The sequence below is a fragment of the Bacillus sp. PPSBB_11 genome (genome assembly GCF_038023285.1).
In the GTDB taxonomy this organism is placed as follows: Bacteria; Bacillota; Bacilli; order Bacillales; family Bacillaceae; genus Bacillus; species Bacillus altitudinis.
Genome location: NZ_CP150633.1, coordinates 3,042,081 through 3,057,665, shown reverse-complemented (window position 1 = coordinate 3,057,665; position 15,585 = coordinate 3,042,081). Strand labels below are relative to the sequence as shown.

Annotated in this window: 15 protein-coding genes; all 15 read right to left on the bottom strand. The window is 41.9% G+C overall.

Annotated elements, in window-relative coordinates; genetic code table 11:
• Positions 1-5: 5 nt before the first annotated feature.
• The 15 genes from V7L95_RS14985 to V7L95_RS14915 all read right to left on the bottom strand — a co-directional run bounded on the left by V7L95_RS14985 (position 6) and on the right by V7L95_RS14915 (position 15,584).
• Complete coding sequence (locus V7L95_RS14985; RefSeq protein ID WP_223255630.1) at positions 6-899, bottom strand: polysaccharide deacetylase family protein; 894 nt, start codon at positions 897-899, stop codon at positions 6-8.
• A 185-nt stretch (positions 900-1,084) separates the two neighbouring features.
• Positions 1,085-3,202 (bottom strand): polyribonucleotide nucleotidyltransferase, encoded by a 2,118-nt coding sequence (gene pnp, locus V7L95_RS14980; RefSeq protein ID WP_007499522.1) that lies wholly within the window; start codon positions 3,200-3,202, stop codon positions 1,085-1,087.
• Positions 3,203-3,385: 183 nt separating this feature from the next.
• Positions 3,386-3,655, bottom strand: a complete 270-nt coding sequence (rpsO, locus tag V7L95_RS14975; RefSeq protein WP_008354438.1) for a 30S ribosomal protein S15 — start codon at positions 3,653-3,655, stop codon at positions 3,386-3,388.
• Between the two features lie 155 nt (positions 3,656-3,810).
• Positions 3,811-4,761, bottom strand: a complete 951-nt coding sequence (ribF, locus tag V7L95_RS14970) for a bifunctional riboflavin kinase/FAD synthetase (RefSeq protein WP_025207344.1) — start codon at positions 4,759-4,761, stop codon at positions 3,811-3,813.
• A gap of 18 nt (positions 4,762-4,779) precedes the next feature.
• A complete protein-coding gene (gene truB, locus V7L95_RS14965) occupies positions 4,780-5,709 on the bottom strand; it encodes a tRNA pseudouridine(55) synthase TruB (protein ID WP_008344736.1) in 930 nt (309 codons plus the stop codon).
• A gap of 68 nt (positions 5,710-5,777) precedes the next feature.
• The gene (rbfA, locus tag V7L95_RS14960) at positions 5,778-6,128 is read right to left on the bottom strand and encodes a 30S ribosome-binding factor RbfA (protein ID WP_007499525.1); all 351 of its coding nucleotides are present in this window, start codon (positions 6,126-6,128) and stop codon (positions 5,778-5,780) included.
• A gap of 17 nt (positions 6,129-6,145) precedes the next feature.
• Entirely contained in the window at positions 6,146-6,424 is a 279-nt protein-coding gene (locus V7L95_RS14955; protein WP_017359071.1) for a DUF503 domain-containing protein, read from the bottom strand.
• Positions 6,421-8,541 carry a translation initiation factor IF-2 gene (gene infB / locus V7L95_RS14950; RefSeq protein WP_007499526.1) on the bottom strand — a complete coding sequence of 707 codons (2,121 nt, stop codon included), beginning with the start codon at positions 8,539-8,541 and terminating at the stop codon, positions 6,421-6,423. Before infB ends, V7L95_RS14955 begins: the two co-directional genes overlap by 4 nt.
• Positions 8,542-8,560: 19 nt before the next feature.
• Positions 8,561-8,863 carry a YlxQ family RNA-binding protein gene (locus tag V7L95_RS14945; RefSeq protein ID WP_007499528.1) on the bottom strand — a complete coding sequence of 101 codons (303 nt, stop codon included), beginning with the start codon at positions 8,861-8,863 and terminating at the stop codon, positions 8,561-8,563.
• Positions 8,856-9,140 (bottom strand): YlxR family protein, encoded by a 285-nt coding sequence (locus V7L95_RS14940; RefSeq protein ID WP_008344742.1) that lies wholly within the window; start codon positions 9,138-9,140, stop codon positions 8,856-8,858. Before V7L95_RS14940 ends, V7L95_RS14945 begins: the two co-directional genes overlap by 8 nt.
• Before the next feature lie 15 nt (positions 9,141-9,155).
• Positions 9,156-10,271 carry a transcription termination factor NusA gene (gene nusA / locus V7L95_RS14935; protein ID WP_007499530.1) on the bottom strand — a complete coding sequence of 372 codons (1,116 nt, stop codon included), beginning with the start codon at positions 10,269-10,271 and terminating at the stop codon, positions 9,156-9,158.
• Between the two features lie 32 nt (positions 10,272-10,303).
• On the bottom strand, positions 10,304-10,777 hold the full coding sequence (gene rimP, locus V7L95_RS14930; RefSeq protein ID WP_008344744.1) for a ribosome maturation factor RimP: 474 nt from the start codon (positions 10,775-10,777) through the stop codon (positions 10,304-10,306).
• Positions 10,778-11,018: 241 nt separating this feature from the next.
• Positions 11,019-12,149: a cellulase family glycosylhydrolase gene (locus tag V7L95_RS14925; RefSeq protein ID WP_019744171.1), complete on the bottom strand. Its 1,131-nt coding sequence runs from the start codon at positions 12,147-12,149 to the stop codon at positions 11,019-11,021.
• Between the two features lie 20 nt (positions 12,150-12,169).
• Entirely contained in the window at positions 12,170-13,396 is a 1,227-nt protein-coding gene (locus V7L95_RS14920) for an endo-1,4-beta-xylanase (RefSeq protein ID WP_046526657.1), read from the bottom strand.
• A 79-nt stretch (positions 13,397-13,475) separates the two neighbouring features.
• The gene (locus tag V7L95_RS14915; RefSeq protein ID WP_017359074.1) at positions 13,476-15,584 is read right to left on the bottom strand and encodes a glycoside hydrolase family 48 protein; all 2,109 of its coding nucleotides are present in this window, start codon (positions 15,582-15,584) and stop codon (positions 13,476-13,478) included.
• Position 15,585: the final 1 nt, after the last annotated feature.

Below are 15,585 nucleotides of genomic sequence, written 5' to 3'. Positions count from 1 at the left end.
TCGCATCACGGATGTCTTTTTTCACTTAGAAGGTCAGAAACCGTTCCTAATTCATATCCTCTTTCTTTGATTTGAGTGATAAGTGCGTCAAGACTTCTCGCTGTTGCGTCTGTTGGATGCATTAATATCATCGCCCCATTGTGAATTTTCCCAAGCACTCGTTTTTGTAATACAGCTGGTGATGGTTTTTGCCAGTCGATCGTGTCTACTGTCCACATAATGGTTTCCATTCCTTCTTGTTTCGCAAGCTTTACTGTTTCTTCTTTAAAGCTGCCGCTTGGAGGCGCAAACCATATCGGTTTTTTCCCAAGGGATTCTTCAATTTGGCGATTTGTTTTAATCATCTGCTCTAATGCTCGTTCTCTTGTCAGTGTGCGCATATCCGGGTGATTGTATGAATGATTTCCAATTTCATGACCATCTGCCACGATTTTTTTAGCAAGGTCTGGACTGTTTTTCACCCATTTGCCTTCTAAGAAAAAGGTTGCCTTCACTTGATGCTTTTCTAGTGTATTCAACATCTTTGTTAAATGCTCGTCGCCCCAAGCTACATTGATCAGGAATGCATTCATCTTTTTGTCTGGATGTCCCTTATAGATAGGTTCAGCACCAAGTTCATGCAAATGGACAGATGGTTTTGTTTCTTTAAAAACAAGCAGCTTTTCATCGAAAGAGCCCTGTTTTTTCATTTTTTCGTAAGAAGCATCGATATCGACTGTCTGTCCATTTAAACCAGGCATCTTTTTCCACACTTTATCAATCTTAGCATTTTGCGGCTTCTCTTCATAGTCAGAAGACTTCGATTCGATCTCTTGATATAGAATATCTTTTGAAACAGATGCTACCTCGGCGTGCTCTTTCATTGAATTCATATATGTAACAGCAGCCGGCTGCTTCATCGTTTGATATGACACGAGCAGTAAAAATACAAACACAAAGAATGGTATCGTTTTTTTCAATGGTTGTCCCTCCCCTTTACCACAAATTATGATGGGGAGAAACAAGCTAGAACTATTGTTACGCGCAAGAAAAGAAAGAAGCCTGGCACGGATACCTGGCTTCTAACACATTTTATTTGTTCTCATTAAGACTGCTTTTCTTCTTTTTCCTTTTCTTCACGTAAAACAGCTTTACGAGAAAGGTTTACACGGCCTTGTTTATCGATCTCAGTGACTTTGACGAGTAGTTCGTCACCAATCTTCACGACATCTTCTACTTTGCCAACACGTTCAAGTGCAAGCTCAGAAATATGAACAAGTCCATCTTTGCCGCTGAAGATTTCAAGGAAGGCACCGAATTTTTCAATTCGTTTCACTTTACCTAAGTAAAGTTGGCCAACTTCAACTTCTCTGACAAGATCTTCAATGATTTTCTTCGCTTTTTGGTTCATGTCTTCTTCAGTAGAAGAGATAAAGATTGTACCGTCTTGTTCAATATCAATTTTCACACCGGTATCTTCAATGATTTTATTGATTTGTTTACCGCTTGGTCCAATGACATCGCGAATTTTATCTGGATTGATTGTCATCGTTAAGATTTTTGGTGCATAACGTGACAATTCTCCTCTAGAAGCTGGAATCGTTGACAGCATGCTATCTAAAATTTCCATTCTTCCTTTTTTCGCTTGTTGAAGTGCTTCTTCTAAAATGTCTTTTGATAGACCATCGATTTTAATGTCCATTTGAAGCGCTGTTACACCTTTAGATGTACCTGCTACTTTAAAGTCCATATCTCCAAGTGCATCTTCCATTCCTTGAATGTCTGTCAGCACTGTGTAGTATTCACCAGATTTAACAAGTCCCATTGCAATCCCTGCAACTGGTGCTTTAATTGGAACACCTGCATCCATCATCGCAAGTGTGCTCGCACAAATACTTGCTTGTGAAGTAGAACCGTTTGATTCTAACACCTCAGATACAAGGCGAACCGTATAAGGGAAATCTTTTTCAGATGGAATGACTGGCTCTAATGCACGTTCGCCTAGCGCACCATGTCCAATCTCACGACGGCCTGGACCACGCATTGGGCCGGTCTCACCAACACTGAATTGCGGGAAGTTATAATGGTGCATGAATCGCTTAGACTCTTCAACACCAAGACCATCAAGAATCTGTACATCACCAAGTGCACCTAATGTACAAATACTGAGTGCCTGTGTTTGGCCTCTTGTAAACAATCCTGAACCGTGCGTTCTTGGTAGAAGTCCTACTTCTGAAGAAAGTGGACGGATTTGATCGACGCCGCGTCCATCTGGACGTACTTTCTCTTCAGTAATAAGGCGGCGAACTTCGTTTTTCACAAGCTTATTTAAGACATCCTTCGCTTGTTTAATCGTTGCTTCGTCACGCTCTTCTTCTTCAAATTTTTGAACGACAGCTTTTTTCACAGCACTGATGGCATCTTCACGAGCATGCTTCTCATGTACTTGAATCGCTTTCAGTAGATCCGCTTCAGCAAGTTGTTTTACTTCCTCTGCTAATGCTTGATCGACTTCATATAAAGGAATATCGATTTTTTCTTTACCGACAGCTTTCACAATTTCTTCTTGGAATTCGATTAAGCGTTTGATCTCTTGATGTCCGTACATGATGGCTTCAAGCATTGTTTCTTCTGGTACCTCATCAGCACCAGCCTCTACCATGTTGATTGCATCTTTTGTTCCAGCTACAACAAGGTTGATATCGCTTTGTTCAAGCTGCTCAACATTTGGGTTGATGATGAGTTTTCCATCTACTCGTCCTACTGTCACGCCAGCGATTGGTCCCTCAAATGGAATGTCAGACACACATAAAGCTAAAGATGAGCCAAACATTGCAGCCATTTCAGATGAACAATCTTGATCCACACTCATGACAATACTAATGACTTGTACTTCATTTCTAAATCCGTCTGCAAATAGTGGACGGATCGGTCTGTCAATTAAGCGGCTCGCAAGGATTGCTTTTTCACTTGGGCGGCCTTCTCTTTTAATGAAACCACCAGGAATTTTACCAACTGCATATAATCTTTCTTCGTAGTTTACAGTGAGCGGGAAAAAATCAAGTGGTTTTGGTTCTTTAGAAGCTGTTGCTGAGCTAAGCACAGCCGTATCTCCGTAGCGTACGAGAACCGCTCCGTTTGCTTGCTTTGCAAGCTGGCCAGTTTCAACTGTCAGTTGACGTCCAGCCCAGTCTATGGTGAAGACTTGTTTCTCTTGTCCCATTCTGAGATAAACTCCTCTCTCGTCGTAAAGTTTTTAGGTTATTTCTTATTATGAACAAAATGATTTTCACATATCAATGTGAAAGCTGTATGTAGAAGGGTTTTTGCCATTCTTTCAACATTTTAACCATAAAATATTAGTGATTATACGATAAAAAAGCGGGAATCCTCCCGCTTTTTACGATTATCGACGTAAGCCTAGTTTGTTAATTAACTCACGGTAACGAGTTACGTCTTTATTACGTAGATACGTAAGAAGATTACGACGTCTACCTACCATTTTCAAAAGACCGCGACGTGAGTGGTGATCTTTCTTATGAGTACGTAAATGCTCGTTCAAGTTGTTAATTGATTCTGTTAGGACAGCGATCTGAACTTCTGGAGATCCAGTATCAGATTCGTGTGTTTTGAACTCATTAATTAATTGAGTTTTACGCTCTTGAGTAATAGCCATCCTGTTTCACCTCCAAATCATGTTAGCCCCATCTACCTCGCAACCGTCGGTGAAGTCGGCCTGCCAAGTAAGTGGTTTTAAAGCTACAGGAATTATCATACTAAAAATATGCCGATTTTGCAAATGATAGAGCGGTTTTTCTGCGATTTTTTTGTTTAATGAAGATGATTTTGAAAAAACTGAATCGCTTCTTCTTTATCTTGACTAATTTGAGCCGTTAATTCTTGGATACCGTTAAATTTTTGTTCACTGCGAATCCGTTTGTACCACTGTAATTTAATCGGTTCACCATAAATTTCTTCGTTAAAATCAAAAAGGTTCACTTCAATCGCAGGCTGATCAGGACGTTTTTCATAAAATGTTGGTTTGTAGCCAACGTTACAAACACCGTCATACACCTTGCCTTTCACTTCCGCTCTCACTGCATATACGCCTGTTGGCGGGATGATGTATTCAGCAGATAAACCAACATTGGCGGTTGGAAAGCCAATCGTGCGTCCTCGTTTATCTCCATGAATCACAATGCCTCGCAGCTGATACGGTTTGCCTAAAAGCTCACTCACATATTCAACGTCTCCATTTTTCAATGCGGAACGTATCAGGGTCGAGCTGACTTTCCGGTCTTGGTTGGAAAGCTTAGGTACAATGGTCGCAGCAATCCGCCCTTTCCCGTATTCGTCAAACGTTTCCATTGTGCCTGCGCCAAACCGGCCGAATGTAAAATCGAAACCAGCGACTGCATGCTTCACATTCAGTTCGTCCAAATATTGATCGACAAAGTCTTGAGGAGACAGTGCTGCAAAGCTTTCGCTGAATTGCACAATGTATAAGTAGTCAGCACCTAATTGTTCGATAAAATCAATCTTATCCTCAAGCGGTGTGATTAAGTCTTTTGGTTCACGTGCTTTTTGCAGAACATGTGATGGATGCGGATGAAAAGTCATGACAGCTAGAGCTAAACCCTCTTTTTCCGCAATGTTTTTCGCTGCATCAATCACTTTTTGGTGTCCGAGGTGAACACCGTCAAAATACCCTAAAGCCATCACAGACGGGACTTGATCCTTTTGATTCAATGTATGTGGGTGTGAAATATGTATAGTCTTCACGAGATGGTCACCTTTTCTTTAAGATTGCTTGTCCTGTGATAAAATCTTCGCCGGCTTCATCAGGTTCTGTTTGGTCGGGTGCTTCATATAAATCGCCATACAACGGCCTGAAGGAGCAAAGACAGCGACACGATCTTCCTCTGCAAAATGAGCAAATTCATCAGGCATAGGTAGGACTGCACCGTTTTCCACTTTACTTGCTAATGTATCATTTATCTCCCATTTCGGCAAATGATTGAGCGCACGCTCGATCGGCACAAGATGTTCCTCAACCGTTCCTTTCTCGCTGATCTCCCGCAACTCATCAAGAGTGATACATTCATCTAACGTAAAGTCACCAGATCCTATGCGAATGAGGTGAGACATGTGGGCTGGAAACCCAAGTTTTTTTCCGATATCGACGGCTAACGTTCTCACATATGTGCCTTTTGAACACAGTACGGTGAATCTAAATGATACTTTACCATTTTCAAATGTGACAGGTGTTGTCCGCTCGATGCGATGAATGGTAATTTCACGGCTTGGACGTTCAATTTCAATGCCTTGCCTCGCATATTCATAGAGCTTTTTTCCGCCAATTTTCACAGCAGAAAACATCGGAGGGATCTGTTCAATGGTTCCTTCAAATTGTTTCAACGCAGCATCAATGTCATCTTCTGACATCGGTACCGGCACCTTTTTTTCTTCTACTACTTCACCTGTTTGGTCTTCTGTCGTTGTAGAAAATCCAATGGTGATTTCCGCATCATACGTTTTCGATTTATCTGTTAAGTACTCCACAATTTTTGTCGCTCGTCCAATACAAATAGGCAGAACACCTGAAACCTCTGGATCGAGTGTCCCTGTATGTCCCACTTTTTTTGTGTGTAAAATCTTTCTCACTTTAAACACACAGTCGTGAGAGGTCATGCCTCTTTCTTTATGTAATAAAAGAACACCGTTTTGCACCTGCGTTCTCTCCTTTCATAAACGATGAAAAAGGACAGACGATCATCGCCTATCCTTATTTCAACGTCTTATTCGTGATCTTTTGTGTTTAGTTCAGCAATCAGGCTTTCAATTCGGTTACCGTAGTCTACAGACTCATCGAATTCAAAGTGAAGCTCTGGTGTTTTGCGAAGTCTGATTCGATTGCCAATTTCAGAGCGGATATACCCTTTCGCCTTTGCAAGGCCTTTTAAGGTTTCCTCTCTTTTCTTCTCGTCGCCAAGAACAGAAATATAGACTTTAGCAATTTGCAAATCACCGGATACTTCAACATCCGTTACAGTCAAAAAGCCGATTCTTGGATCTTTTAGCTTTCTGCCAAGGATGTCGCCTAATTCTTTTTTCATTTGCTCACCCACACGGGTTGCTCTCATACTCATGATCTTATCACCTCTAATTAAAACCACTCAGTTTTCGTGATCGTTCGTTCAATTTCCGGAAAAGAATCAATAAAGCTTAACACACGCTGAAGTTCCTTTTCCACTTGAACCCGGGAGGAGGAAATGACGGCGATTCCGATCGAAGTACGCTGCCATGTATCCTGATAGTCCATTTCAGCAATGGTCACATTGAATTTATGGCGCGTTCTTGTCATGATACGCTGCAGAACCGCACGTTTTTCCTTCAGTGAGGATGCATCATAGATCATACACTCACACTCGGTATAACCGATCATTTTCTTTCGATTTCTTGCATAACGAATGATTCCATGACATCACCTTCACGGATATCATTGTATTTCTTAATGGTAATACCACATTCATAGCCTTGTGAAACTTCTTTCACATCGTCTTTGAATCGTTTTAATACGTCGACTTCACCTTCAAAGATGACGACGCCATCACGAATTAAGCGGATACCACTGTCTCTAGTAATGGTACCTTCAGTGACATAGCCACCAGCAATTGTACCGATTTTTGATACTTTAAACGTTTGACGAACTTCAACTTGACCGATGACTTTTTCTTCATATTCAGGGTCAAGCATCCCTTTCATCGCAGCTTCAATTTCATCGATGACTTTGTAGATGATGCGGTGTAAGCGGATATCTACGTTTTCTGTTTCAGCTGTGCTCTTCGCATTGCCATCAGGACGTACGTTAAATCCGATCACAATCGCATTAGAAGCACTTGCTAAAATGATATCAGATTCTGTAATCGCTCCAACACCCGTATGGATAATTTTCACTTTTACGCCTTCTACTTCAATTTTTTGAAGAGCTGCCGTCAGTGCTTCAGCAGAACCTTGTACGTCTGCTTTTACGATTAAGTTGATATCTTTCACATCACCTTGTTTGATTTGCTCAAATAGGTCATCGAGAGATAATTTCGCTTTGTCTGAACGCTGTTCATCAAGTTGTTTAGATGCACGCGCCTCACCGACTTGACGAGCTGTTTTTTCATCTTTGAATACGAGGAACTGATCCCCTGCATGCGGTACATCATTTAAACCAGTGATTTCAACAGGTGTAGATGGTCCTGCTGTTTTCACGCGGCGTCCGATGTCATTGACCATTGCACGTACACGGCCAAATGTATTTCCGACAACGATTGGGTCACCTACTTGAAGTGTACCAGTTTGAACGAGAAGGGTTGCAACAGAACCTCTTCCTTTATCAAGCTCAGCCTCGATCACAGTTCCTTTTGCCGCACGATTTGGGTTGGCTTTTAGTTCTGCTACTTCGCTGACAAGAAGGATCATTTCGATCAATTCGTCAATGCCTTCGCCTGTTTTTGCAGATAAAGGAACGAAAATGGTTTCGCCGCCCCAAGCCTCAGGTACAAGACCATGCTCAGTTAATTCCTGCATCACGCGGTCAGGGTTCGCTGTTGGTTTGTCAATTTTATTGACAGCCACAATGATTGGCACCTCTGCCGCTTTTGCGTGGTTGATCGCTTCAATCGTTTGCGGCATGACACCATCATCTGCTGCAACGACCAAGATCGTCGTATCTGTTACTTCAGCACCGCGTGCTCGCATCGTAGTGAAAGCTGCGTGTCCTGGTGTATCAAGGAACGTGATTTTCTTACCGTTTTCTTCAATTTGGTATGCACCAATATGCTGCGTAATTCCACCCGCTTCGCCTTCAACAACTTTCGTTTTACGAATGCTGTCAAGAAGCGTTGTTTTCCCGTGGTCAACGTGTCCCATGATCGTTACGACTGGAGGGCGTACTTGCATATCTTCTTCTTTATCTTCAACTTCATACTTTTCAAGTTCAGTTTCTTCTAAAATGATGACTTCTTCTACTGGAACACCATATTCAGAAGCAATTAATTCGACTGTATCTTTATCGAGCTCTTGGTTGATCGTAGCCATGACACCAAGCATCATCAGTTTTTTGATGATTTCAGCAGTTTCTTTGCCAAGCTCGTCAGCAAGCTGGCCGACTGTCATTGAATTTGTAAATTCAATTTTTTCAGGAAGCTCTTTTTTCGGCTTCACAGGTCTTGCTTGCTGATGCTGCGCCTTGTTGTTGCCGCCGCGTTTATTTTTGTTTTTGTTTTGGTTGTTGTTTTTTTTGTTTTTATTAAATTGATTATTCTGCACGTCATTCTTCTTTCTATCATTGTTTTTGTTAGATGATTGTTTTTTTTGTTCTGCGGGTTTCTCGTTAGCTGTCTCTTTTGCTTTGGCTTTTTTATAGATAGCGTCTAGCTTTTTCACAGTGTCGTCTTCAAGCGTCGCCATGTGGTTGTTCACTTCCACGTTCATATCCTTAAGCGCTGCTATAATATCTTTACTTGAAACATCTATGGCTTTTGCGTATTCATATACTCTCACTTTAGCCATTCGTTCACCCCCAAATAAATTAATCGAGCAAGCTTATGAGCTTCTTAGCGAAGCCTTGGTCAGTGACAGCGACAACTACGCGAGCTTCCTTCCCTATAGAACGTCCGAGAACGGAACGGTCTTCAACTTTTCTAACCGGAACATTGTAAAATTTGCATTTGTCAGATACCTTTTTCTCTGTGTTGGATGAGGCATCTGCTGCAAGAAGAACCAGCTTAGCACGCGCATGTCTAATTTCTTTGATCACCAGATCTTCTCCTGACACGACTTTACGAGCTCGATTTGCTAGACCAAGCAAAGGATACCATTCAGATTCAGTCATTAGGTTTTTTCACCTTTTCAGCTAGTTCTAGTAATTCTTCAAAAATGTGTTCGTCAATCTGTGTCTGAAATTGCTGCTGTAAACTACGTTTGTTCTTCGCCGCAAGAATGGTTTCTTTATCGAGAGAAAGGTAAGCGCCGCGCCCGTTCATTTTTCCGGTTGCGTCAACAGACACTTCACCTTCTTTTGAACGAACAACGCGAATCAGTTCTTTCTTTGGTTTCATTTCTCCCGTCACGACGCATTTTCTAAGCGGGATTTTTTTTCGGCTTTTCACCTTTTATATCACCTCTTATTCGTCAGATTCCTCAGCTACTGGTTCAGCCTCTAAGAAAAGAGATTCAGAGTCTTCAGTTCTTGGGAAAATACCGAGTTCTCTTGCATCTGTTTCGCTTTTAATGTCAATCTTCCAGCTCGTTAATTTCGCTGCAAGACGCGCATTTTGACCTCTTTTACCAATGGCTAATGACAGCTGATAATCAGGGACAATGACAGTTGTCGCCTTATCTTCTTCATTTACAATGACATCAAGAACTTTTGATGGACTTAACGCATTGGCAACAAATTCAACCGGGTCATTCGACCAATGAACAATGTCAATTTTTTCGCCTTTCAGCTCATTGACAATTGCTTGTACACGCTGACCTTTAGGTCCAACACAAGAACCAACTGGATCAACATCAGGATCATCTGTACGAACAGATATTTTAGAACGGTCCCCTGCTTCTCTAGCGACAGATTTAAGCTCTACAGTACCATCATAAATTTCTGGCACTTCGATTTCAAATAAACGCTTTAAAAGACCTGGGTGTGTTCTTGATACATAAATTTGTGGTCCTTTTGTTGTTTTTTCTACTTTCGTAATGAACACTTTAATGCGGTCATGTGGTTTGTAGTCCTCATTTGGCATTTGTTCGTTGACCGGAAGAAGGGCTTCGATTTTGCCAAGTGACACGTAAATGAATTTACTGTCAATTCGCTGAACGATTCCCGTCATGATGTCTTCCTCACGATCGATAAACTCAGTGTAAATCACACCTCGCTCTGCTTCTCTCACTCGCTGCGTCACGACTTGTTTCGCTGTCTGAGCTGCAATGCGTCCGAAATCTTTTGGTGTGACTTCAATTTCAACCACGTCACCAACCATGTAATTCGGGTTGATATTTGCTGCATCATCTACAGAGATTTCAAGGCGAGAATCATACACTTCATCTACAACATCTTTTCTTGCGAATACGCGAATCGTTCCCGTTTCACGGTTTAAATCAACACGCACATTTTGTGCTTGATTAAAATTACGCTTGTATGCAGAAATGAGTGCAGCTTCTATCGCTTCAATAATAATTTCTTTACTAATGCCCTTCTCTTTCTCAAGAACAGTCAGGGCATCTAACAACTCACTACTCATTTTTATGGTTCCCCCTTATATCAATGAAAAGGTTAATTGAACGAAACTGCTAATCTTGCGTTAGCAATTTTTTCGTATGGAATATTGATCTCTTTCTTTCTTGTCTTGATCTTCACTGTCACTGTTGCAATCTCACCATCAAAGCTTGTAAGCTCACCTTCAAATGCCTTTTCACCATCAATTGGTTCGTATGTTTTCATGAAAACATTTTTTCCAAGTGCTTTTTCAAAATCAGCTTTTTTCTTTAATGGGCGCTCCGCTCCAGGAGAGGACACTTCAAGAAAGTAGTTTTGGCTAATTGGATCTGCCTCATCAAGCTTTTCGCTCAAGGCTTCGCTCACTTTGGCACACTCCTCGATATCGACGCCTTTATCAGAGTCAATAAATACGCGAAGGAACCAGTTTTGACCCTCTTTGACAAATTCAACATCAACGAGTTCAAGCTGTAAGCCATCTAAAATTGGCTGCACCATGTCGCTTACGATATCCACTACTTTTTTGCTCATTCTCTTCCTCCTTGTGCTTTCGATAAACGCTCTTATCAATCATTCTGCATAAAAACCCTGCTTTATTGTGAGCAGGGGGAGCAGAAAACGGATGAATAATGTCGAGACAAAAATTGCCTGTTCAATACAAAAGAGCGGGTTTCCCCACTCTTGTCTCGGTAATCGTTAGCATTTCCATAAAAACTATACCATATCCAATTTTTTTATGCAAATGAAGTTCCTTATAAACAGGCATTCTTCATCAGTTCTTTTCATTCATTCTTTTGGCGTGTTCACGAATAATTCCTGCCTCCCGGCTCTCCTTTAAAACTCGAAAACCATCATAATCCGGGTAGAGGGAATCATCGTCTTGAATGCTTGTTAAAATCCAAAATTGGCTACCTGCGCCTCCGAGCTGTTCAATTGTCTTCAGCCAGCTATCATATACATCAGGACGGGCTGCTTGATTTTGATAGCCAAACTCTTCTAATACAACAGGTTTTCCGATTGCGTTTCCTCGGGTGATATGATCTTTGATCCATTTCACTCCCCATGCAGCAGACTGATTCCAGTGATCTGGGTATAAATGATAGGTTCCATAATCAATATGAGGGAGAGCAGTCAAACGATCCCAATCAACACCTTCTCCTCCACTGTAAAACCAATCATCATGACCTGTCATGCGAAAGAACCCTTCGTCTCCTACAGCAACAAGATGATTCGAGTCGATTGATTTGATCCATGCACTCATTTCATCTGCCCAGTTTACTAGTATATCTCCCGAAGGGTCTGACTGAGCGCGCGGCTCATTGGCGAGCTCCCATGTCATAATAGCAGGATCATCTTTATATTGAACACCTGAGTACGTATTGGTTCTCTCTAATACATAGCGCACATAGTTTTTGTAAGCTGTTTTAATCCGAGGATCTGTATAAAAGTGATCATGTGACCCTGCCTGAAACCACTTCACATATTGATTCATCCCGCCAAAGTCATCCCAATTGTTCACGAGTGGGATGACCAGCTTGATTCCTTCCTGCCCTGCTTTATAAATCGCATAGTCTAGTTTTTGAAAACCGGATTCTTCATAAACACCTGGACGAGATTGTAAGACTGAGTTTTCTTGAGGGGTACCATCGTGAAATCCCCAAATACGAATAACCTTTAAATCCATTGCCTTCATATCGTCAAAAACAGCATCTACCATCTTTTTTGATTTGTAATGGAAATAATAATTATTTGTGCCAGCAAAGTAAAATGGGTGGTTGTTCAATACAAAATGTGTACCAGATGTTTGCACATAGGAGGAGGCCTTTACGGTCAGAGTGAACCAACCCGCCCATAAAGTGATCAGCAGCATAAAACAAGCCACCTGTTGAACCCATTTTTTCATTTCATTCTCCTCACAATCTCTTATTCTACTGGTACGATGATATCTAGTTGAAGCGGTGTTTGTTTAGTTGAATCAAGTTCAATCGTCTGCTGCTGCAACATTTTACTTTCTTCACCAATTCGAATCTCATACGTCCCGTGAAACGCTGGACATGTCACTTGGCCATTCGCATCTGTTTTTTCCACTCTTTGTGTCGTCCACTCCTGTAGAAGCTTTTCATAACGCCTGCCTGCTTCATTTAACGACCAATCATGATTCACGATGGCTGCGTGCTCACCTCTCCAATGAGCACCCGCCCAAAATCCCCACATCAGCACACCTTTTACGGCTGGATGACTAAAGGCAACCCGATATAAAGCTTCTAAGTTATCCGCTCGTCTATTGGCATCCGGATGAACAGAGTCATACTCTGTCACCCATATCGGTAGACCAAGCTCAGCAAGCACATCTAGTCTTTGTTTTACAACAACTGGATCCACTCGATCTTCAAAGTGACCTTGAACTCCAATGGCCTCAACTGGTGCCCCCAACTGACGAAGTTCATTGATATGTGCTTTATATGCGTGATGTTCGCCGTATGAGATTACATTATAATCATTGACAAACAGCAAGGCTTGAGGATCAATTTTTTTCGTTTCTTCATACATCCATTTCCAAATCTGTTTCCCAAACCGGTCTTTAAAAAATGAACCATGCATCATTTCGTTGTTTACATCCCAATGACGGAATTTCCCTTTGAAATGATTGCCTGCATGCTCAAGCCGCCTTTTCATGGCTTCATATACTTCATGATTCGGTAATGATTTCAGCCAGTTTGGATTGGCATCCTCTACTTCCCAAAATAAGGCGTGCCCCCTCACTGGAATTTGGTGTCTATTGGCAAAATTCAGCATGGCATCTGCTTTTTCGTAGGTTATTTTCCCTCGTTCAGGCTCATTTGCATACCATTTTGCCTCATTTTCAAACACAGCCCAATTAAAATGTTGGACAAAAAAATCAGCATACGTTTGATTGAATAGTACTTGGTCATTCATTGCTGAACCAAATGCAAATTCATGTCTGATTTGTTTTATTTCAACCTCTATTCCGGCTAAGGGCTTTTTTTCTTTATCGATGACATTTATGACAAGCTCTCTTTGTCTATGTTGTAAGATTCGATCATTTGCTTCTTTTCTCCAGCTTTGATCTTCTTGTTCCTGTGATCCGCCATTCGATGAATGATTCATAAATTCTTTCTTTTTAACCATAATGACATCACCTTTGCTTTCACTTCATTTATCTTATGAGAAGACCGCCGACTAAAAAAGCCGGCAGCTGTACTACGTTCTATTCGTTTATGAGACGATGGTATTCTGCATAAGCCGTAGCCATATCAACTTGCGACCAGAAACGGTGATAGGTGAAACTTGGCGCTCCGTTTTCCCATTTGCCTGTTGCTTCATTAAAAGATGCTTGATATTTACTCTCCAGTGCTGACCAAGCTGGGTCTTGCTTGATTTTCGGACGAAGATCTGCAAAGCTCGTATACACTCCGTTACCTCCTCGCTGCGGGTCAGAAGGAATGGTGCTGGAACCAGGGATCTGATTTCCTTGACCAAATGTTCCGTTCCAGCCATTTGGGAAGTACACTTCTTTTTTAAAGAAACGGTGGTAGTCTTCTCTGTCTTCCTCTGTCACAATCCCTACACCATCATTGTAATTCCAAGCAACCTCAAGGAGCTGTGCCGCTGTCTCTTTTGCTCTTATGCCAAGTGCTGTGTAGTTTCCTGTCTCTTTCTGTGTTGCAGCAGCAAAGAATGTGAGTGCTTTGATGAGACTGCCCAGTACACCAGTATCTTGAGTAGGATCTTTTGTAACTGCCGTTAAATTTGGATTACCTGTTGCAGATTGGAATCCGCTCCAAGTGTCAGGCTGACCGCTCCATTCTATATTCCCAGGAATCCAAAACTCTCCAGGTGCACTCGTCGTAGCAACAGCAACATTTGTCCCCCCTAGAATCCTTTGACCCTGACCATCTAAAAAATACCCATCTTGATCCGACACAGGACGAGTGCCAATAAAAATATAATCTAGTGAATAGTTGACCCATTTTGTGATGACAGATTTGGCCATTTGGAAATTTTCAGATGTTTTGTCGCCATCTTTTGCAAAGATATAATAAAGCTCTGCTACACGCTCAATCGGCCATGCTTGCATTCCAAACCAGTTATTGGACGGAGGATCATGGTAAACAGGCGCATCTTCATAAGCCATATCATAAAATGTGCTTCTTCCTGCTGGATAAGCGCTATAGTCTCCATTCCAGCTGTTGGTAGCACCTCCTGCAATCGCTCCCTCTTTTGATTGAAGCCAGACGTAAAATTCAAGCTGTCTCTTTAACGTCTTTTCCCAATCACTTGCACCAGTCGGTGACGATGGCTTTAAGCCTCCCTTATCTGAGGATAAAGCGTAGGCAGCGACTGGGTTTTGATACCCTTGATGACAATGGCTCGCTCCGATACGCCATGACCAATTCGCATATTCTCCAAGTCCCCCGCCCCAAGAGGTGTACCATGCCATTAAGTGATGACATGCACTTTTTCCATTTCCAGGATACGGATTACCTTGTTTGCCGCTTCCAATTGTTTGAAAATATTTATCGTACATTCCGTAACGAAGGAAATCACCCATCTTTTTCGCTTTATCAAGATAGGCTGACCCATTATAGCCAAGTTCCTTTGCCCAATACATTGCCTGTATCGCACGTGCATCAGCATCCGTCGCATTTGTGTAGCGCCACTGGGCGGCTGGCGCTTGATTTTCTTTTGTGAACAAGCTCATGAAACCTTCATTGGGCTTTCCGGCCGTTTTATCATCTTGTGATGGATGAGGGATGGCCTCCCATACGGATTCTTGCGGACCCCGCTGGAATGTGTTTACATATGCGGCTGTATGTGATGGATTGAGCAAATTCCCATATTCATACCAGTTGTCTACATCAAGAAGCCAGTGCATTAAATACGTTTCATTCGTTCCGTAAGTTGACTTCAGTTCACCATCAATCGGATCTTGACCAGCAGGGCGAGCACCCGTCAACTGGCTCGGATATTGATCTGGATATGGTTTTTCTGAAGCGTATGTGGCTGGGCTAGATGGATTGTAAGAACTCATATGCGGCTGTTCGTCATGTCCATCTTCGTTTACTGGAATGATAAACTTCTCCATATTATCCCAAGCCGCTTCTAGTTTGCTCCAATCGCCTGTGTAGTGACCATACAATGCTTCAAGCCATAACCAATAGCTGTAAGCTTCTGAAGTGGTCATATGCCCGTAATCAGGTGCCTCACAAATGAGTGTCTCAACGGAATGATACGGAATGCCTTCTTTTGAAAAATATCCATTCGCATCGTTTTTCATTTGATGATAAAGCGTTAAAAACCGTTCTTTATTTGTCATG